This window comes from Micromonospora sp. DT201 (assembly GCF_049841575.1).
Classification (GTDB): Bacteria; Actinomycetota; Actinomycetes; order Mycobacteriales; family Micromonosporaceae; genus Micromonospora.
This window is the reverse complement of the sequence record NZ_JBNCKP010000004.1, coordinates 196172-214446: the sequence shown is the minus strand read 5'-3', so window position 1 is coordinate 214446 and position 18275 is coordinate 196172. Positions and strand designations below refer to the sequence as shown.

20 protein-coding genes and 1 pseudogene are annotated in these 18275 nt (G+C 70.4%); 7 read left to right on the top strand and 14 right to left on the bottom strand.

Annotated elements, in window-relative coordinates; all coding sequences use genetic code 11:
• Positions 1-211: 211 nt before the first annotated feature.
• On the bottom strand, positions 212-1534 hold the full coding sequence (locus ACLQ28_RS10465) for a GNAT family N-acetyltransferase (protein WP_425686015.1): 1323 nt from the start codon (positions 1532-1534) through the stop codon (positions 212-214).
• Positions 1535-1560: 26 nt separating this feature from the next.
• On the opposite strand from ACLQ28_RS10465, the gene ACLQ28_RS10460 reads away from it, so the two are divergent.
• A complete protein-coding gene (locus ACLQ28_RS10460) occupies positions 1561-1878 on the top strand; it encodes a hypothetical protein (RefSeq protein WP_425686014.1) in 318 nt (105 codons plus the stop codon).
• Positions 1879-1881: 3 nt separating this feature from the next.
• On the opposite strand, the gene ACLQ28_RS10455 is transcribed toward ACLQ28_RS10460, so the two are convergent.
• Positions 1882-2697: an ABC transporter ATP-binding protein gene (locus ACLQ28_RS10455; protein ID WP_425686013.1), complete on the bottom strand. Its 816-nt coding sequence runs from the start codon at positions 2695-2697 to the stop codon at positions 1882-1884.
• A gap of 176 nt (positions 2698-2873) precedes the next feature.
• On the opposite strand from ACLQ28_RS10455, the gene ACLQ28_RS10450 reads away from it, so the two are divergent.
• Entirely contained in the window at positions 2874-3380 is a 507-nt protein-coding gene (locus ACLQ28_RS10450; protein WP_425686012.1) for a hypothetical protein, read from the top strand.
• Positions 3381-3446: 66 nt separating this feature from the next.
• Positions 3447-4145, top strand: coding sequence for a suppressor of fused domain protein (locus tag ACLQ28_RS10445; RefSeq protein ID WP_425686011.1), 699 nt, complete (start codon positions 3447-3449; stop codon positions 4143-4145).
• 289 nt (positions 4146-4434) lie between these two features.
• Here ACLQ28_RS10445 and ACLQ28_RS10440 read toward each other — a convergent pair whose 3' ends face one another.
• From ACLQ28_RS10440 to ACLQ28_RS10405, 8 genes are all read right to left on the bottom strand, one after another.
• Complete coding sequence (locus ACLQ28_RS10440) at positions 4435-4875, bottom strand: hypothetical protein (protein WP_425686010.1); 441 nt, start codon at positions 4873-4875, stop codon at positions 4435-4437.
• Complete coding sequence (locus ACLQ28_RS10435; protein WP_425686009.1) at positions 4868-5674, bottom strand: sugar phosphate isomerase/epimerase family protein; 807 nt, start codon at positions 5672-5674, stop codon at positions 4868-4870. Before ACLQ28_RS10435 ends, ACLQ28_RS10440 begins: the two co-directional genes overlap by 8 nt.
• The gene (locus tag ACLQ28_RS10430) at positions 5671-6822 is read right to left on the bottom strand and encodes a dihydrodipicolinate synthase family protein (RefSeq protein WP_425686008.1); all 1152 of its coding nucleotides are present in this window, start codon (positions 6820-6822) and stop codon (positions 5671-5673) included. The genes ACLQ28_RS10435 and ACLQ28_RS10430 overlap by 4 nt, the downstream gene beginning before the upstream one ends.
• Positions 6819-7970, bottom strand: a complete 1152-nt coding sequence (locus ACLQ28_RS10425) for a Gfo/Idh/MocA family protein (protein WP_425686007.1) — start codon at positions 7968-7970, stop codon at positions 6819-6821. The genes ACLQ28_RS10430 and ACLQ28_RS10425 overlap by 4 nt, the downstream gene beginning before the upstream one ends.
• Positions 7971-8008: 38 nt before the next feature.
• The gene (locus ACLQ28_RS10420) at positions 8009-8803 is read right to left on the bottom strand and encodes an ABC transporter ATP-binding protein (RefSeq protein WP_425686006.1); all 795 of its coding nucleotides are present in this window, start codon (positions 8801-8803) and stop codon (positions 8009-8011) included.
• A gap of 4 nt (positions 8804-8807) precedes the next feature.
• Positions 8808-9812: an ABC transporter substrate-binding protein gene (locus ACLQ28_RS10415; RefSeq protein ID WP_425686005.1), complete on the bottom strand. Its 1005-nt coding sequence runs from the start codon at positions 9810-9812 to the stop codon at positions 8808-8810.
• A 23-nt stretch (positions 9813-9835) separates the two neighbouring features.
• Positions 9836-10753: an ABC transporter permease gene (locus ACLQ28_RS10410; RefSeq protein ID WP_425686004.1), complete on the bottom strand. Its 918-nt coding sequence runs from the start codon at positions 10751-10753 to the stop codon at positions 9836-9838.
• A gap of 166 nt (positions 10754-10919) precedes the next feature.
• Positions 10920-11639 carry a cupin domain-containing protein gene (locus ACLQ28_RS10405; protein ID WP_425686003.1) on the bottom strand — a complete coding sequence of 240 codons (720 nt, stop codon included), beginning with the start codon at positions 11637-11639 and terminating at the stop codon, positions 10920-10922.
• Positions 11640-11731: 92 nt separating this feature from the next.
• Between ACLQ28_RS10405 and ACLQ28_RS10400 the strand changes: the two genes are divergently transcribed.
• From ACLQ28_RS10400 to ACLQ28_RS10390, 3 genes are read left to right on the top strand one after another with little or no spacing between them, the layout of a single operon-like run.
• Positions 11732-12805, top strand: coding sequence for a LacI family DNA-binding transcriptional regulator (locus tag ACLQ28_RS10400; protein WP_425686002.1), 1074 nt, complete (start codon positions 11732-11734; stop codon positions 12803-12805).
• Positions 12802-13821, top strand: coding sequence for a phosphotransferase family protein (locus ACLQ28_RS10395; RefSeq protein ID WP_425686001.1), 1020 nt, complete (start codon positions 12802-12804; stop codon positions 13819-13821). The genes ACLQ28_RS10400 and ACLQ28_RS10395 overlap by 4 nt, the downstream gene beginning before the upstream one ends.
• A gap of 5 nt (positions 13822-13826) precedes the next feature.
• Positions 13827-13964, top strand: coding sequence for a hypothetical protein (locus tag ACLQ28_RS10390; RefSeq protein WP_425686000.1), 138 nt, complete (start codon positions 13827-13829; stop codon positions 13962-13964).
• A gap of 281 nt (positions 13965-14245) precedes the next feature.
• Here ACLQ28_RS10390 and ACLQ28_RS10385 read toward each other — a convergent pair whose 3' ends face one another.
• From ACLQ28_RS10385 to ACLQ28_RS10375, 3 genes and pseudogenes are all read right to left on the bottom strand, one after another.
• Positions 14246-15415 carry an IS630 family transposase gene (locus tag ACLQ28_RS10385; protein WP_425685999.1) on the bottom strand — a complete coding sequence of 390 codons (1170 nt, stop codon included), beginning with the start codon at positions 15413-15415 and terminating at the stop codon, positions 14246-14248.
• A 75-nt stretch (positions 15416-15490) separates the two neighbouring features.
• Positions 15491-15628 (bottom strand): annotated as a pseudogene (locus ACLQ28_RS10380) (transposase); the annotation flags it as partial.
• A 10-nt stretch (positions 15629-15638) separates the two neighbouring features.
• Positions 15639-16226, bottom strand: coding sequence for an NADPH-dependent FMN reductase (locus tag ACLQ28_RS10375; RefSeq protein WP_030512600.1), 588 nt, complete (start codon positions 16224-16226; stop codon positions 15639-15641).
• A gap of 88 nt (positions 16227-16314) precedes the next feature.
• On the opposite strand from ACLQ28_RS10375, the gene ACLQ28_RS10370 reads away from it, so the two are divergent.
• On the top strand, positions 16315-16800 hold the full coding sequence (locus ACLQ28_RS10370; protein WP_030512601.1) for a MarR family winged helix-turn-helix transcriptional regulator: 486 nt from the start codon (positions 16315-16317) through the stop codon (positions 16798-16800).
• A 156-nt stretch (positions 16801-16956) separates the two neighbouring features.
• On the opposite strand, the gene ACLQ28_RS10365 is transcribed toward ACLQ28_RS10370, so the two are convergent.
• A complete protein-coding gene (locus tag ACLQ28_RS10365; protein ID WP_425685998.1) occupies positions 16957-18261 on the bottom strand; it encodes an MFS transporter in 1305 nt (434 codons plus the stop codon).
• Positions 18262-18275 lie beyond the last annotated feature (14 nt).

Sequence of the window (18275 nt, the reverse complement as noted above, 5' to 3'; positions counted from 1 at the left end):
CTTTCAAGTGCTCCCTTGTGGAGCTGTTCTTCGATCACGACCCGCTGATGGGAGCGCAGCCCCACCTAAGCCGCCGACGGTTAATCGGAGGTTCGCGCACTGTTACGGATCGCTGGTGCGTATAAGATCATGTTCTGCCAGCCGCGACTAGATCATGTTGCTCAGGCGCTGCCCAGGCAGGGTGCGCGGGTACGGATACCCGCAGGTGCGGTCAGTTGCGGGGCCAGACCTGGACCGGCACCCGGGGAAAGGCCGCTGTCAAGAACTGCTCGGTATGACGGTTGCCCAGGAGGCAGTCTGGCCAGGTGTGCAACACCTCGGGCAGGGTGCGGTGACCGAGGGCCAACTGGAGCAGGGCGCCCGGTGGGATGGCGGCGTGGGTTCCAGGTTCGGTGGACGGGCTGACGGCGCCACGCATGCCGATCACGTCAGTCAGTCTGCCGTCGGTGAACTCGAGCCGGGCGGCGCGGCCGTACATGTCGATGGTCATCGTCGGCTCGTGCCAGCGCAGGTCGGCTGCCTGCCAGCGTGCCCGCAGCAGCGGTCGCAGCCGGGCAAGCAGGTCGGCCGGATCACCGGTGCGGACGTACCAGCCTCTGGGCCGCCTCGGTACGCCAGCCGGGCTGAGCCGAACCAGTGGGTGCTCCGGGCCGAGGATGGGCCGCACCGCCGCGAACGGCCCTTCCGCCGCCGCCTCGTACCGCCGGCCGACGTGAGTGAGGTGCGTGTGCATGGCGGCGGCGGCCTGCGGCCAGTCGGCCGGCTGGTCGACTGCGGCGGCGAACACGTTCAGCTCACCGGCGGCGGAGAGCCGGGAACCGTGCACCAGATAACCACGCACGTCGCCGCCCTGGACCAGCACGGTGACCACGCGCCGGGCGAGATCCACCGGACGGCGACCGGCGATCTCGTACCGCCACACCCCGGCGTCTCTCGGGCAGAGCAGGGCATCGCCGTCGGCGAGCCGTCGGTCGATGCCGGCGAGCGCGTCCGCGTCGGCGACGGTGGCCGGGCGGACCGTCAGGCTGGCGGAGCGATCGTGCTCGATGGCCAGCAGCGCGGCGGCGGGCACCGTCGGAGCACCGTCGTTGGCCAGGGCGTACTCGTAGCCGAGCCGCCGATAGAAGTACGGGATCCCCTCGATCACCTGCACCGGCACGCCATCTGCCGCGTACCGCTGGTGCAGTGCGGCGAACAACCGTTCGGTGAGCCGGTTTCCGCGGTGCTCCGGTGCCGTACCGACCAGCTCGACCTGGGCAACCGGCAGCCGCACCCCGGCAAGGCTCCAGTGCTGCCGCAACCCCACCAGACTTGCCACCGGGCGGCCGGTGGCCGAGTCCTCGGCAACCAGGAAGTCGTCGGGCACGACGGAGGGATGACCGTCCAGCAGGTCTTCCACCCAGGCAGCGATGCCGGGGTGCGGCTGGCCGCCAGTCAACGCCTGAAGCTGGACCGACGCGTGCAGCCGGGCTAGTTCGGCGGCGTCGCTGGCTCGGCCGGGCCGGACCACGTAACGGTCGCTTGCCGTTGTCATGTCTTGTCCTCCGCAGGAATCCGGATGTGAGCCCATCCTCCGCGATGGAGGAAGGCAACGCGCCTGTCACCAACCTGGTCAACCGGGGCTGGGTGCACCGAGGGACAGCCCAGGGTGACGGGCGTGCTGTTCTACTTCTGCTGACTGCCGCTGGCACCACCTCCGCCGCCCGGCAGGCCGACGTCGCCGAGCGAGGCGCGTCGGTCATGCCGTTCGACCGCATCCACGGCACAGCGTGCAGGCCACCGCCAGCAGCGCCGGCGGCACCCCACACCGGGCCGCCACGGTACGAAGTACGACTGCGCCGACGGGCGGCGGCCTCCACCTGGGCGTCACCGGGCTGAGCGTTAATGGGCGACGTGGCCCAGGCTCACGCCTGACGAGCGTGCTCTCGCGTGCCATCGCCCGGCAGTGCGTTCGACCTCGATGGGGTGCCTGAAGGCACGCGAGATCGCATCGGAGGTGATGGCGGCTTCGGCTCGACCGCTGGCAACGGCGAGCCCCTCGGAGATGAGCAGCGCGTGCGTGGTCGTCGCAGGCAGCTCCTCCAGATGATGGGTGACGATCACGGACGCGAGGTCGGGAGTTGCGCTGACCACCTGCGCGATCGTCTCCAGAAGTTGCTCCCGGGCGGCGACGTCGAGACCCGTGGTCGGCTCGTCGAGCAGGAGCAGCCGCGGGTCACCGGCCAGGGCGCGGGCGATGAGGACGCGACCTCGTTCCCCTTGAGACAGGACGGGCCATGCCGCTGTGCGGCGGTGCGCCAGGCCGACCGAGGCAATGAGCGAGTCGACCTTCTCGACCTGTTCCGCGGCGGGTGTCCACCGCATCGGCGTCTCGATCGTGCCGGTGATGCCGGTCAGGACGACCTCGCGCACCGAGAGCGGCGACCGGAGCGGGTGGCGGGGATCGACGTGGCCGATGTCGCGCCGCAGCGCCTGCAGCTCCACGCGCCCGAGTCGCTGCCCGAGCACGCTGACGACCCCGGAGGTTGGATGGACCCACGCTCCGCAGAAATTGAGGAGCGTGCTCTTGCCAGCGCCGTTCGGGCCCAGGAGCGCCCAGTGCTCGCCTCGGTGGACCGTGAGGCTGAGGCCGCGGATGATGAGGTTGTCGCCGCGCCGGAAGGTGACGTCTTCCAACTTCAGGACGGTGTCCGTCACGGGAGGTCCTCCTGAAGTGAGAGGAGCGAGGCGGGCCTCGGCGACTGCGCTGACGTCTGCCCGACGCAGGACCAGGTCCCAGACCACGGCCATGATCATACTCCCCTGCTTTTCCGAGGAGTGGTATCAACTGGTCCCGTTGCGTGCGCCCGTGAGCCGGTTGCGATGATCAGTAAATGGAGTTCGTGCTCGATCCACCGCGCGGGGTGGGTCCGCTTTCGCTCGGCATGACGATCGACGAGGCCCGCGGGGCGCTCGAAACGCTCGGCCGGCTGACGCCGACCGTCCATGGCGAACTGGTCCTGCATCTGCCGAGCGGGCTGGGGTTCAGCGTGGGGTTCGGGGTCGGGCCGACGCGGGGCCGGGTCAACGCGATCGAGATGTGGCGTCCGCACGAGCAGGACGTGGTGCGCTACCGCGACGTCGATGTCTTCGGGCTGCCGGCGCTGGAGGTCGTGGAACGCCTACGTCGCCATATCGACATCGTGCCGAACGAGGACGACGACGGGTTCACCGCGCGAAAGCTGCACCTCGCGCTGTGGCGGCCGTTCAGCGAGGAAGACGACCCGGACGACGAGCAGGGCCGCTTCTTCCAATCGGTGCTCCTGGCTCGGCCCGGCTACGACGACACGCCCGCCGAGGCCGCGGCCCGGCTGGCCGCGGGCGACGAACCGGGCTACTGATTCATCTCATCGATGTGAATGACGGGGGTCTTCCCCTCGATGGATCTTGGCCTAGGCTGCGTTGTCATGAACGAGCCGCGCGGGTCAGGAGTCCTCCGTCATCAGCCGTTGCATGACGGGTTCGTACCGGCGCAAGGGCCGCAGCGGGGCTTCGCCGAGGCCGTCGACCGGCACAGCGAGGAACACTTCGGGCCTGTCGAGTTCGTCTACCACGAGATTGCGTCGCACCTGGTCGGCGTGCATGTCTTTGTCGTGGCACCCACCGAGGAACGCCCCTACCGGACGCTGATCACGTCGGGGATGAGTGAGCGGCCGATGACGGTCCCCGAGGGCCATGGCATCAGCCCGTACGCCGAACTGATGCTGTGCCTGCCGGCGGACTGGCCGCTGACTCGGCTGACCGGGCTGGACGATGACCCGGCCGGCTGGCCGCTGCGAGTCCTCAAACAGGTGGCCCGGCTGCCGCACGAGTATGGGAGCTGGATCGGCGAATGGCATTCCGTGCCGAACGGCGATCCCGCGCAGCCGTACGCTACGGACACCCCGTTCGCCGGAGTCGTTGTCACGCCGATGCTGCGTGTGCCGCCCGAGGCTCGCACGATCGCGGTGCCCGGCGGCATACAGATCGCGTTGCTCGCGCTGATCCCTCTGCACCCGGAGGAGATAGCGGTCAAGGTCGAACGTGGCACAGACGCACTGATCGAAGTGCTCGACCGTGGCGACGTGACCGAATTGCTGGAGCCGCGCCGGCCCTCGTACGCCTGACGGCTCGACCCTGCACGTACCGACCCAAAGGTCACCGAGCGGGGCTTCTGCCGCGATCGGCGGCGATGCCGCCCCAATGGCGGGTGACGCCTTCCTGGCCACCTTTGAACCCCGCGTCGACCGCCGGGAACCTCAGCACCCGCAACAAAGCGGAAAAGTAGACCGCCTGCCTGTCCAGTCCCACCTGCTGTCTCGCGTTGCCGTCTCACTGATCCTGGACAGGGCGCCAGCGCACACATCGCCGATGCGCGACAGCGACCTCACGTGTGCCGCACATGAGGCAGCAAGTTCACCGAAGTTGCTGCCTCACGTGCGGCAGAGGCAGCACCATCCCTGAAGTTGCGCAGATCTTGAGCAAGGGGCCCAGGCCGACAGATGCGTCAACGCGGCCAGGGAGGCCCCGCCGAGCCCGACATTGAACCCGTTCCAGGCCGACCATCGACACGGTCAGCACCGCCGCCAGCAGCAGCCGCGAGGTGTCCCCCAGGTACGCGGGCAGCACCGCCGTCAGCGTCTGACCGTCGCCGAGGGGCCGGCGCAGACCGATCCGGCCCTGCCCCCAGAGCAGCGCCGCCATCAGTGCCGCGCCGACCAGCAGCCCGGCCACCGGCACCGCGCCGCCGTGCCGGGCAGCCATCGCCGCACCCAGCACCAGGGTGGCCGGCGCGGTGCCGATGCCCAGCCAGGCCCCAACCGCCGCCGGCCAACACCGTTCGAGAACCTCAGACAACGTGGTCCAGGTAGCCGGCGATCGCCGCGTCCAGCACCTCCGCGCCCGGACGCGCCCACACCTCGGCGGAGAAGACCTCCACCTCGATCGGGCCGACATACCCGGCCGCGTCCACCGCCTCGCGCAGCCGGCGCAGCTCGATGCAGCCCTCGCCGGGCAGCGCCCGGCCGAGCAGCACCCCCTCCGGCAGCGGCGTCACCCAGTCGCAGACCTGGAACGCGGCGATTCGTGGGCCGGCCCGCTCGATCTGCGCGTACACGGTGTCGTCCCACCACACGTGGTACGCGTCGACCACCACACCGACGACCGTTGGGTCGAACCGTTCGGCGATGTCCAGCGCCTGCCCGAGGGTGGCGATCACGCAGCGGTCGGCGGCGAACATCGGGTGCAGTGGCTCGATGGCCAGCCGTACCCCGGCCGCCGCGGCGTGCGGGGCCAACTCGCCGATCGCGTCGGCGACCTGACGGCGGGCGCCGTCGATGTTCCGGCTGCCGGGCGGCAGCCCGCCGGAGACCAGCACCAGCTCCGGTGCGCCCAGCGTGGCCGCTTCCTCGATGGCCCGCAGGTTCTCCGCCCGCCAGTCGTCGGCGGAGAAGAAGCCTCCCCGACACAGCGAGGTGACGGCGAGGCCGGCGTCGCGGACCAGCTTCGCGGAACGGGCCAGCCCGTGCTCCGCGACGGGCTCCCGCCACAATCCGATGCCCGGTACGCCGGCAGCCACACACCCGGCCACCACGTCCGGCAGGGGCCAATGCTGAGCGGTGGCCTGGTTGAACGAGAACCGCTCCAGCCCGCTCATTGCCGGACACCCGCCACCGTAAACAGCGCCCGGGCGCGGGCGGCGGCCAGATCGGCGTCCGGCAGCAACCCGGCGGCGTCGGCCAGGGTGAGCAGGGTCGCCAGGTGCGCCGGGGACCGGCCGGACTGCGCGCCGCCGACCATCGTGAAATGGTCCTGGTGCCCGGCCAGCCAGGCCAGGAAGACGATCCCCGTCTTGTAGTGCCAGGTCGGGGCCGCGAACAGGTGCCGGGCCAGCGGCACGGTCGGGGCGAAGATCTCGTCGTACGCGGCCAGGTCCCCCCGGTCGAGGGCAGCCAGCGCGGCGGCGGCGGCCGGTGCGATGGCCGCGAACACCCCGAGCAGCGCGTCGGAATGACCGACGTCGTCACCCCGGATCAGCTCCGGGTAGTGGAAGTCGTCGCCGGTGTAGAGGCGTACCCCGGCCGGTAGCCGTCGGCGCAGCTCGACCTCTCGGCCCGCGTCCAACAGCGACACCTTGATGCCGTCCACCTTGGACTGGTGCGTCTTGATCAGCTCGGTGACCGTGTCGGCGGCCAGGTCCAGGTCGGCCGCACCCCAGTAGCCGGTCAACGCCGGGTCGAACATCGGGCCCAGCCAGTGCAGCACCACCGGCTGCTCGGCGGCGGTCAGCAGCTCGTCGTACACCCGAAGGTAGTCTTCCGGGCCCCGGGCGGCGGCGGCCAGGTGCCGGCTGCACATCAGCACCGGCTGGGCGCCGGCGGCGCGCACGTCTTCGAGCTGCTCGGTGTACGCGGCCCGGATCGCCGCCAGGGTGGCCGGGCCGGGCGGCAGCTGATCGGTGTTGACGCCGGCGACGATCCGCGCACCCACCGCGCGGGCCTCGGCGGCGCTGCGACGGATCAACTCCCGGGTGGCCAGGTAGTCCAGCCCCATCCCCCGCTGGGCGGTGTCCATCGCCTCGGCGACCCCCAGCCCGTACGACCAGAGGTGCCGCCGAAAGGCGAGCGTGGTGTCCCAGTCCACCGCCGCAGGGGCACCCGGCACGTTCTCCGCCCTCGGGTCGGCGACCACGTGCGCGGCGGCGTACGCGATCCGGCTGGTCGCGGGTGCGGCCGGGCGGGCGAACCCACTTCCCCCGGCCAGCCGGTGCCGCCGCCCGCCGGGCAACACGACCTCCGCCGTCACGAGTGCAGCTCCGGCACCTCGACGCGACCGCCCTCGCGGGCCGACCGCAACCCCAGCTCGGCGAGCTGCACGCCGCGCGCGCCGGCCAGGAAGTCCCACCGAAACGGCTCACCGGCCACGACGTGCCGCAGGAACGCCTCCCACTGCGCCTTGAAGCCGTTGTCGAACTCCTCGTTGTCGGGCACCTCGGCCCACTGGGCGCGGAAGTCCTCGGTGACGGGCAGGTCCGGGTTCCACACCGGCTTCGGGGTGACCGCCCGATGCTGCACCCGACAGTTGCGCAGCCCGGCGATCGCGCTGCCCTCGGTGCCGTCGACCTGGAACTCCACCAGTTCGTCGCGGTACACCCGCACGGTCCAGGAGGAGTTGATCTGCGCGATCACGCCGCCGTCGAGTTCGAAGATCGCGTACGCCGCGTCGTCGGCGGTGGCCGCGTACGCCTGACCGGCCTCGTCGACCCGCTCGGGCATGTGGGTGGCGGTCACGCAGGAGACGGCGTTGACCCGACCGAACAGCTCCTCCAGCACGTAGTGCCAGTGCGGGAACATGTCCACCACGATGCCGCCGCCATCCTCGGCCCGATAGTTCCACGACGGCCGCTGCGCGGGCTGCCAGTCGCCCTCGAACACCCAGTAGCCGAACTCGCCGCGCACCGAGATGATCCGGCCGAAGAAGCCGCCGTCGATGAGACGCTTGAGCTTGCGCAGACCGGGCAGGAAGAGCTTGTCCTGCACGACGCCGGTGCGTACGCCGGCCGCGTCCGCCGCCCGGGCCAGGTCGAGCGCGGTGGCGGTGTCCTCAGCGAGTGGCTTCTCCGTGTAGATGTGCTTGCCCGCCTCGATGGCCCGCCTGATCGCCTTCTCCCGCTGCTGGGTGACCTGGGCGTCGAAGTAGATCTCGACGTCGTCGCGGGCCAGCGCCGAGGTCAGGTCGGTCGTCCAGTCGGTCAACCCGTGCCGTTCGGCGAGTTCCCGGAGCTTCGTCTCGTTGCGCCCGACCAGGACCGGTTCCGGCCAGATGGTCGTGCCGTCGGCCAACGTCACGCCGCCGGATTCGCGGATGGCCAGCAGCGAGCGGACGAGGTGCTGCCGGTAACCCATCCTTCCGGTCACTCCGTTGACGATGATGCCGATCGACCTGCGGGTCATGATGTTCCTTCCGTCGTGCTGGTCGTGCCGATCCGCGCTCAGTGGTTGGCGGCCGCGCTGCCGAGCAACCCACGCAGGTCGGTGGCGAGCCGGTCGAAGCGGGAGTCCGACATCACCTGCGCGTAGTCGCGGTGCGCCGGCAGCTCGACCGGGAAGGTGCCGATGATCCGGCCGGGCCGGGCGCTCATCACGACGACCCGGGTGCCGAGGAAGATCGCCTCGGCGATGGAGTGGGTGACCAGCACCACCGTGGTGCCGGTTTCCCGCCAGATCCGGTGCAGTTCGGCGTTCATCTGCTCCCGGGTCAGCGCGTCCAGGGCGCCGAACGGTTCGTCCATGAGCAGCACCGGCGGGGAGTGCAGCAGCGCGCGGCAGAGCGCCACCCGCTGCTGCATGCCGCCGGACAACTCGTGGGGCAACGCCTTTTCGAAGCCGGTCAGCTCAGTCATCTCGATCAGCTCGTCGGCGCGGCGGGCCGCCTGCGCCCGGTCCATGCCCCGCATCTCGGCCTGAAGCAGGATGTTGGCCCGCGCACCGCGCCATTCCAGCAGCGCGGCCTTCTGGAAGACGAAGCCGATCTCCTTCTGCGGGCCGCGCACCGGGCGTTCCAGCAGCGACACCGCCCCGCTGGTCGGCTTGACCAACCCCGCGACGATCTTCAGCAGGGTGGACTTGCCGCAGCCGGACGGGCCGACGATGGTGACGAACTCGCCCGGCTCGATGTCCAGTGACACGTCGTCCAGCGCGGTGGTCTGCGACCGTCGGGAGGTGAACCGGACAGTCACTCCGGACAAACCGATGGCGGTGCCGGTGGCGGCCGGCGCGGCGGTCACCGGGTCACCCCTGGGCCGCGTACGAGGAGTCCCAGTACGCCTTGGGCTCGCCCGGGTCCTTCAGTTCCGCGTAGCGGGACATCAGGTCGATGGTCTCGGCCCACTGGGCGTCGGTGTTCACCCCGGGTGGCCCGTCGGCGCCGAGCAGCGGCAGGTTGAGGGCGAGCTGCTCGGTGAGCACCTCGGGCGCGGGCTCGTTCTCGGCGAGCGCGGTCATGGCGCTCACCGCACCGGCCGGGTCCCGGGCGGCGTCGGCCCAGGACTTCTGGGTGGCCCGGACGAACTTGCGGGCCAACTCCGGGTCCTTCTGCAGGGTCTGGGTGTTGACGATCAGGCCGGTGCCGAGCAGGTTCATCCCGTAGTCGGCGAAGAGCAGCACGTCGACCTTCTTGCCGGTCTTGCTCTCGATGGTCGGTGCCTGATCGTGGAAGAAGCCCATGATGGCGTCGACCTTGCCCTCGGCCAGCGCGGCGATCTTGCCGGCGGCGTCGACGTTGACCACCTTGACGTCGTCCTTCTTGAGGCCGTTCTTCTCCAGCCAGGCCGGGAAGGTCGCGTAGAGGGCGTCACCGGGGGTGCCTCCGACGGTCTTGCCCTTGAGGTCCGCCGGGGTCTTGATGTTCTCCTCGGTGAAGAACTCCACCGAGGAGGGGCCCTTCTCCAGGTACGCGCCGAGGCTGCGCACCGGCATCCCGCTGGCCACCGACTTGAGCAGCACCGGGCTGTCCGCCCACCCGAAGTCGGTCTGCTTCTGGGCGACCTGCTTGACCGTGTTGCCCGAGCCGTTGCCCGGCAGGATCTTCAGGTCGATGCCCTCGGCGGAGTAGTAGCCCTTCTGCAGGCCGTAGTAGAACGGTGCGTGCTCGCCGTAGGGCACCCAGTTGAGGGTGAGGGTGACCTGCTTGCTGCCGTCGGCGCCGGTCTTGCCGGCGGAGTCGTCCCCGCCGCAGCCGGTGGCGGCGAGGAGCAGGGCGGCGGTGGCCAGGATCGTGGTGGCGGTGCGTTTCATCGGTGCCTCCGTGATGGGGTCGGTCAGGAGGTGGTGAGTGACACGCCGGCCCGACGGCTGGCGTGCCAGGGGATGAGCAGTGCCTCGGCGATCTCGACCAGGACGAACAGGACGATGCCGATGGCGGACATCAGGATCAGGTCGGCGAACAGCAGCGGGGCGTCGAGGTTGCCGTTTGCCAGCAACAGGACGTAGCCGAGCCCTTCGCTGGCGCCGACGAACTCCCCGACCACGGCACCGACCACCGCGAGGGTGACGGCCACCTTCAGGCCGGCCATCAGGTGCGGCAACGCGTTCGGGAATCGGATCTTGCGGAAGGTGCGCCACGGCCCGGCGCCCATGGTGGCGGCGAGATCGAGCAGCTCCGGGTCGGTGGAGCGCAGCCCCGCCACGCCGGAGATGACCACCGGGAAGAACGCGATGAGCACCGCCAGGATGATCTTCGGAGTGAGGCCGAGGCCGAACCAGACCACCAGCAGTGGCGCGATGGCGATCTTCGGAATGACCTGTGCGAAGAGGACGATCGGGTAGAGCGCCTTGTCCAGGGTGCGCGAGTAGGCGATGGCGACCGCGGTGGCCAGACCCAACGCGGCGGCCAGCACGAAGCCGAGCACTGTCTCGTAGAGGGTGACCAGGGTGTGTCGGGCCAACTCGGACCACTGCCCGGTCATCGTCTCCCAGACCTGGCCGGGCGTGGGCACCAGGTAGTTCGGGACGTACTCGCGGGCGGCCACGAACCACCAGGCGGCGACGAAGGCCGCGAGCACCAGCGCCGGGCGCCAGAGCGAGTCGGCGAACGTCACAGCCCGGCGACCGAGCGTCGGCCGAGGTGGGCGGCCACCGGTGCCGGGTGGTGGCCCGGCCACGGTGGATGGCCTGTCGCCGCCGGTGGCCGTGTCCGCAGCCCTCCGGCCCGCCGTGTCCAGAACGTTCTCGGTCACGCGGAACCTCCTCGGGGCCCGGCCCGACGTACACGGGAGGGGCCGGTCGGCGGATCAGGCAAACGCTTTCCAGGAGCGTAGGCGGCCCATCAATGCCAGGCAAGGCCTTTCCTCGATCTATTTCCGCCGATGTCCGACCGACTCAACAACCGTCGTGCGTGGACGATTACACCGCCGCCGGATAGGTGTCGAGCAGGCCACACATGCCCAACCGACCACGCTCGATCGGCTCGTCCACCGCGTACACCCCCGCCTCGCCCAGATGACCGGGATCCCCCCGTTCGAGGGCGTCGAGCTGCGCGTCGGTGCCGGCGGCGGCGCGGCCAGCGCCGGCTTCCCACCGCTGCCGCCACCGCGCCAACAGCGGCTGACGCAGCGCGATCGCGGCGGCATGGAACGCGGCAAGCGCCGCCGGACCACCAGACCGCAGTGCCTGGAAGCCGGTCACCGCAAGATCCCTCCGGTGGTACGCGGAGCGCACGTCGGCACCCGGCGCTCCCCCGCTGGGCAGCGCCACCGCGGCGGCGTACGCGGCCGGATCGGCCAGCACGTCGGGCGGGAACGTCAGCACCGCGTCGCCGGCCTCGGGCAGACCGCTGTTCTGCATGAGCACCACAATGGTCAGACCGCCCCCGTTGATCAGGCGGTGCACGGTGCCCGGCTCGAACCAGACCACCGCGCCCGGCCGCAGCGGAGTCTCCCGAAAACCAGAGCTGGTCAGGGTCTGCACCGCGCCTTCGCCGTCGGTCACCACGTACCCCTCGGTGCAGCACAGGTGCACGTGCGGAGTGCCGCCCACCGAGCCGTCTGGGGCGACGGTGTCGTAGACGCGCAGCCGGGAGACCCCGATGCCGCCGGGCAGCGGGGCGGCGATGCGATCGGACACGGCCGGCCTCCCTGCGGGAAAGGGCTTTCTCTGCGGTACCGTGACGCTAGCCGGCACGACGAAACGCCGTCAACAGATCGAGGGGGCGGGCCATGGCGACCCTGTCCGATGTGGCGCGTCGCGCGGGCGTCTCACCTGCCACCGCTTCCCGTGTGATCAACGGCAGCAGCAAGCCGGTCACCGACGAGCTGCGCGAGCGGGTGCTCGCCGCCGTCGCCGAGCTGCAGTACGTGCCGAACGCACACGCCCAACTGCTGGCCCGCTCGCACCGCAGCGCGGTCGGCGTGATCGTGCACGACGTCTCCGACCCGTACTTCGCCGAGATCACCCGAGGCCTGCAACGCGTCGCCAGCGACCAGGGCCGGCTGCTGATGATCTGCAACAGCTACCGGGACCCAGATCGTGAGCTGGAGTACGTGGAGCTGCTGCGCGGCCACCAGGTCGCGGCGCTGATCCTGGCCGGCTCCGGCTATCACGACGAGGCGTTCACCCGGCAGCTCAACGAGAAGCTCGCCGCGTACGAGGCGACCGGAGGCCGGGTCGCGGTGATCGGCCGGCACGAACACTCCGGCGACGCGGTGATGCCGGACAATCGGGCCGGCGGTTACCTCGCCGGGCGGGAACTGTGCGGGCTGGGGCACCGGGCGATCGGCGTGGTCGCCGGCCCGCGCATCCTCACGACCACGACCGACCGGCTGGCCGGCTTCCGGCAGGCCCTCACCGAGCAGGGCCGCGACCTGCCGGAACGGCGCATCCGGTACGCCGAGTTCGACCGCGACGGCGGCGCCGAGGCGACCGCCCGCCTGCTCGACGCCGACCCGGGGCTGACCGCGATCGTGGCGCTCAACGACTCGATGGCCATCGGCGCGCTCGCCACCCTGCGGGCCCGCTCGCTGGCCGTGCCGCAGCAGGTCTCCGTGGTGGGCTTCGACGACATGCCGATCGCCCGGGACGTGACTCCGGCGCTGACCACCGTGCGACTGCCGCTTGTCGACATGGGCGTGCGGGCGATGTCCCTGGTGCTCGGCAGCGGGGCACCGACGCCCCGGGTCGAGGTGCTCCCCGCCGAGTTGGTCCGCCGTGACACCGCTGGTCCCGTCCCGCATTCCGCTCGCGCCTCGGCAGGTTCGGCGCCGCGCGCGCGGCGGGGTGACACCGCATTGTGACCGGGGTTAGCCCGACGCAGCGTCAGATCACGAGCGACGACGTGGCGTACCTGGTTCGTGTGTCCTTCGGGTCGCACACCCGGGTTCGCGACGCCGGTCCGCTGGTCGGCGGCGGGTACGCGACGGTCTGGTGGGCGCTGCTCGACGACGACCGCCGGGTGGTGCTGAAGCTGGCCCCACCGGTCGGGACGCCACTGCTGCGCTACGAACGAGGGCTCTGCGCCGCCGAAGCACGCTACTTCCGACTCGTCGCCGAACACGCGCCGCAGGTACCCGTACCCCTGGTGTGGGATCACGGCACCGACCCGGCGTACGGCGAATGGTTGGTCACCGCGCTGCTGCCCGGCCGGTCGTTGCACGAGCTGGCTGTGGCCGGCGTCGCGGTCGACGACGGCCCGGCGCGGTACGACCTCGGGGTGGCCCTCGCCGCGCTGCATCGGGTCACCGGCGACCGGTTCGGGTACGACGGCGGCCGGGCTGGCGGGTCGACCTGGCGGATCGCGTTCACGGCGATGCTCGACGCGCTGCTGGCCGACGCGACCGAGTGGAACGTCCGGCTGCCGGTGACCCCGGAGCGACTGCACGCGCTGGTGGGGCGGCACGCCGACGTGTTGGACGAGGTGCGCCGCCCAGCGCTGCTGCACTTCGACTGCTGGGACGGCAACGTGCTGGCGGCGCCTGATTCGGACGGCCGGCTGCGGCTGTGCGGGCTGGTGGACGGCGAACGGTTCCTCTACGGCGACCCGCTGCTGGACCTGGTCTCGCCAGTGCTGTTGCGACGCATCGAGGACGACCCGGGGCATCCCCTGCTGCGCGGTTATCAGGCCACCGCCGCCGAGCCGTTGGTGCTGGACGTTTCGGCGCGCCGGCGGCTCGGTCTCTACCGGTTGCACCTGTACCTGCTGATGACAGTCGAGATGCCCAGCCGCAGCATGACCCCGCAGAGCCACCCGGAGCGACACGCCCGGCTCGCGGCGCTCCTGGATTCGGAGCTGGCCGCACTCGCCGACGACTGAACGCTGTGCCGCGACGCGCTGACCTGGGCGCGTTTCGTCACCTCACCCTCGGCCGGGTCGGCCTGCACGTCATGTACCAGGAGTTCCGACCGGGCGCGCCAGCGGGCGGCGGACCACGGCTGGCGGGTGGGGTGTACCGGTGAGTGCCTGTAGAGCTGCCCCAGCAGTGGGGCAGACCGCTCCGGTCGGCGATCACACCGGTCGCTCACCGGAGGCCGGCGGCGCAGATCAGGCAGACCCGCGACGCACATCAGGCCGGCAGGCAGGCAGGCAGGCAGGCAGGCAGGCAGGCAGGCAGGCAGGCAGGCCACGATCCTGCCTGCCCCACGTCTGGGGCAGCTCGACAGGCAGCGCGGGACATGTCGGCGGGAGCCCAGCTCACTCGTGTCTTAGTGGTCGGCTCCGGAAGTCCTTCGGGGGTTACTCATGCCACGAGAGCGGCGGAGGATTCTTCCTGTCGGTCGATGATTGTGTGTCGGTCGAGTCTGGTCAGCAGATCGTCCAGGTCGGTGGTGGTGAACTTCCACTGGAACGGCTGTGCCGTGACGTTGTAGCGGTCTTCGAATGCGCGGAGCCGTTTTCGGACCTCGTCGAGGTCGGTGAAGTCGTTGGGTGAGACGACCTTGCGCTGCACGATGGAGAAGAAGATCTCTACTTGGTTCAGCCAGGAGGCGTGGACGGGCGTGTGGACCATGACGGCGTTCGGAAACCTGGAGGTCAGGCGGTCGATGGCCGACTTGCCGCGATGCGAGGAGCCGTTGTCGACGATCCAGAACACGCGTTTCGCGCTGGCGTAGGGCTCGGTGGTCATGACCTGCTCGACCAGTTTCATGAACGGCACGATGCCAGTGGTCTGTTCGCAGCGGCCGAAGACTTCGGCCCGGTGGATGTCGTAGGCGGCCAGGTAGGCCAGGGCTCCGCCTCGCCCGTAGGTGTGGTTGACGCGCATCGCGCGGGCCTGGCCCGGGGCGAGGGTGGGATGGCAGCGACAGCGGGCCTGGATGGAGGTCTTCTCATCCGCGGAGATGACGTACTCGTCTTCGCCGAGCGGGACGCCGTCGAAGACGCGGGCATACAGGTCCAGGACACGTTGGGCGGTGGCGCGGAAGTTCGGGTCGCGGATGAAGATCCAGGAGCGGTGTTGCCAGGGCTTGAGCGCGTCGTTCTTGAGCCAGCGGCGCACAGTGGAGGCGGAGATCGTGTCGGTGATGGCCCGGGTGACGGCCTCGCGCGCGAGTTCGGGGCAGGACCAGCGCGAGAGCGGGGTTTCGGACTCGGTGGGCAACTGGCAGGCGAGTGCTTTGACTTCGGCGATCTGTAGCGCGGTGAAGGTCGGGGGCCGCCCCGACCGCTTGCGGTCGGCCAGGGCGGGCATCCGGCCGGCCGCGAACCGGCCGCGCCAGCGGCGCACGGTGTCCACGTGCAGGCGGGTTTCGGCGGCGATCCGGGCGTTGCTGCGGCCTCGTGCTGCCAGGAGCACGATCGTCGCCCGCTGCCGTGCCTGGTGCGGAGTCTTGTGGCCATAGGCCATCTTCTTGAGCCGGTGGCGTTCGGAGGCGGTCAGTTCCACGGGCACGGCGGAGCGCACGGGCATGGACGGAGGGCGGCCCATCTTCCGGGGCGGTGTACAGGATTCCGGCAGGTCACGCTCGGGAGCACCTGTGCGTTACCGCCATGACACGCAATTGATCACCTGTCGGTGGTCGCGCCACGGACGGACGGGTCCCTCGGCTGCTGGCAGTAGGGGCTTCAGCGCCTCCCATGCCGCGTCCGTCAGCTCGCTGCGTCCTGTCCCGTGATCGGCCACGAAGCGGGCCTCATGCAGCCGTGGCCGGTTGCGTCTTGGCCTCGCGGACCGCTCGCAGGGCGCCGGACCAGGCGATCACCTGGTCGAGCATGCTGCCCATGGCGGTGTCGAGGCCCTCCTGGGGGACGAAGGTGCCGGTGTGGAACGAGGGGTGTGTCGAGATGGTGGGCTGGGCGCGGACCGTGGCCACCTGGAGTTCGGCGAGGACGAGCCGCAGCGCCTCGGCGGCTCGGGCTCCGGCGACCCAGCCGCCGTAGCTGATGATCCCGGCGGCCTTGTCGTTCCACTCCCGGTAGACGTAGTCCAGGGCGTTCTTCAGGGCTCCGGGGTAGGAGTGGTTGTACTCGGGGACGACGAATACGTAGCCGTCGAAGCTGTCGATGAGCGCGCCCCAGGTGCGGGTGTGCTCATGGCTGTACTGCTGGAGGGTCGGGTTGCCGGGCTCGTCGAGGTTGCCGAGCTCGTAGTCGGCGAGGTCGATGAGTTCGTAGTCGGCTCCACCGTGGGCACGGGCGGCCTTGAGCGCCCAGGCGGCGATCTGGTCGCCCCGGCGTCCGGGGCGGGTGCTTCCGAGGATGACTGCGATGCGGAGTGTCATGGGATTCCTTCCAGCAGAGTTGTCACATCAACTCTAGATCGGAAAGAGTTGAAGTGACAACTCCGCTGGTCGCGGTATCCTCGGCGATATGGAGACTCGACCGCTGGAACCCGAGGAGTGGGATTTCTGGGATGCCTGGATGCGCGCGCAGCGCCTGCTCACCAGGGAGCTGGAGCGTGGTCTGCAGCGTGACTGCGACATCTCGAAGGCCGAGTTCAGCGTCCTGGTCACCCTGTCACAGGCCGCCGGCCGCGAGATGCGCGTCGGCGAGCTCTCCGAGTCGCTCGGCTGGGACAAGAGCCGTGTCTCGCATCAGCTGACGCGCATGGAAAAGCGCGGCTTCGTCAAACGCTCCCAGTACGGGGCCGATGGTCGCCGCGCCGGGATCGGGCTGACCACTGAGGGCCGACGCGCCGCCCAGAATGCCATCCTCGTGCACGGCGGCAACATCCGCCGCCACGTCCTCAACTCACTGACCCCCGAGCAGGCATCAGTCATCCGGGCATGGAGCGAGCAAGCAATCGACCGCCTGGAGCCGCACCGCAGCGAGACTGCCAGCGACGGCGCGTCCTAGACCACGCCCCACACCGCCCTCATAGACGCCTCACTACACCGGTCGCCGCACGCACGGGCACCGGTCGCACGTCCGGTCCGCTACCGACCCGCAGACACTCCACAAGACCAGTGTTCCGGTCAACCCCCGAAGGACTTCCGGAGCCGACCACTTAGCTCATGCTGTCGACGAATGCTCCACCGGAGGCTGACCCGCCTGATCCGCCAGGACGGCGGCAGGTGGACCCTCCGGCAGCACGCCGGCGCGGCGGATCGGGGTGAAGAGGCCACCGACCGCGACCAGCAGGCACCCCGCCCCCGCCACGAGCGTGACCGCCTGAACGCCGTACCGGCCGGCGGCCCAGGTCAGCGTGGCGGCGCCGATCGGGCCGAGGGCGTAGTGCGTGCTCCAGAACGCCGACGTGACCCGGCCGAGCAGGTGGTCGGGGGTGATCTCCTGGCGCAGCGACATCGAACAGATCCCGCCGACGCTGAGGCAGCACAGATACACCGCGGTCAGCGCGGTGACCGCCGGCACGGTCGCCGCGATGCCGACGCCAGCCACCGCGAAGCCGCAGATCGTGTGTGCGCCGATCCAGGTCGGGCCGAAACCGCGACGACGGCGCAGCGGGGCTACCAGCAGCGCGCCGGCGACCGTGCCCAGCGCCGCCAGGCCGAGCACGATGCCGACGGTGCCTTCGGAGCCGCCGAGGTCGTGTGTGACGTGGTAGATCAGCACGTCGGTGAAGCCATAGGTCAGGAAGATGAAGACCGACAGCAGGACGGTCAGCGCGCGGAGCACGGGCTGTCGCCACAGGAACCGCGCCCCGGCGAGAAACTCGGCCAGCGCCCTCTCCCGGGTTGCCGGTGCGGCATCGTCGGCTCGCGCGGGTCGTAGTCGGATCAGCCACAGACCGGTCGCGGAGAGCGCGAAGCTCGCCGCGTTGACGGCGATGGCGATCGCCGGGTCGAAGCGGGCCGACACCACGCCGGCGAGCAGTGGCCCGAGGACGGCCGTCGCGGCGTACGTCGCCTGCAGCCGCCCGTTGGCCTCGGTGATCCGGTCGGAGTCGACAAGGTTGCGGACCGCGGTAACCGCGGCGACCTGGAACACCATGCCGGCCGCCTCGCAGATCGGCAGCACGACGAAGAGCAGCCAGACCTGTGGGCCGACGAGCCAGACCAGTGGCACCAGGCCGTAGAGCAGCAACCGGACCAGGTCCGCCACGATCATCAGGGTGCGGCGGTCGTACCGGTCGACCAGCACCCCGCCGAAGATCCCGGCGGCGACGGACGCCGCCCCCGCCACGGCGGTGAGCAGACCCATCTGCGCCACCGACCCGGTCGCCTGGAGGACCAGGAGCGGCACCGCAAGGTAGGCGAACGAGTCGCCGGCTGCGGAGAGGGACTGTGCCACCCAGTAGGTGCCGAAGGTGCGGTCCCGCCACAGTGGAGCCCGGCCAGCGGCGACAGGTCGACTCATCGCGATGAGGATAG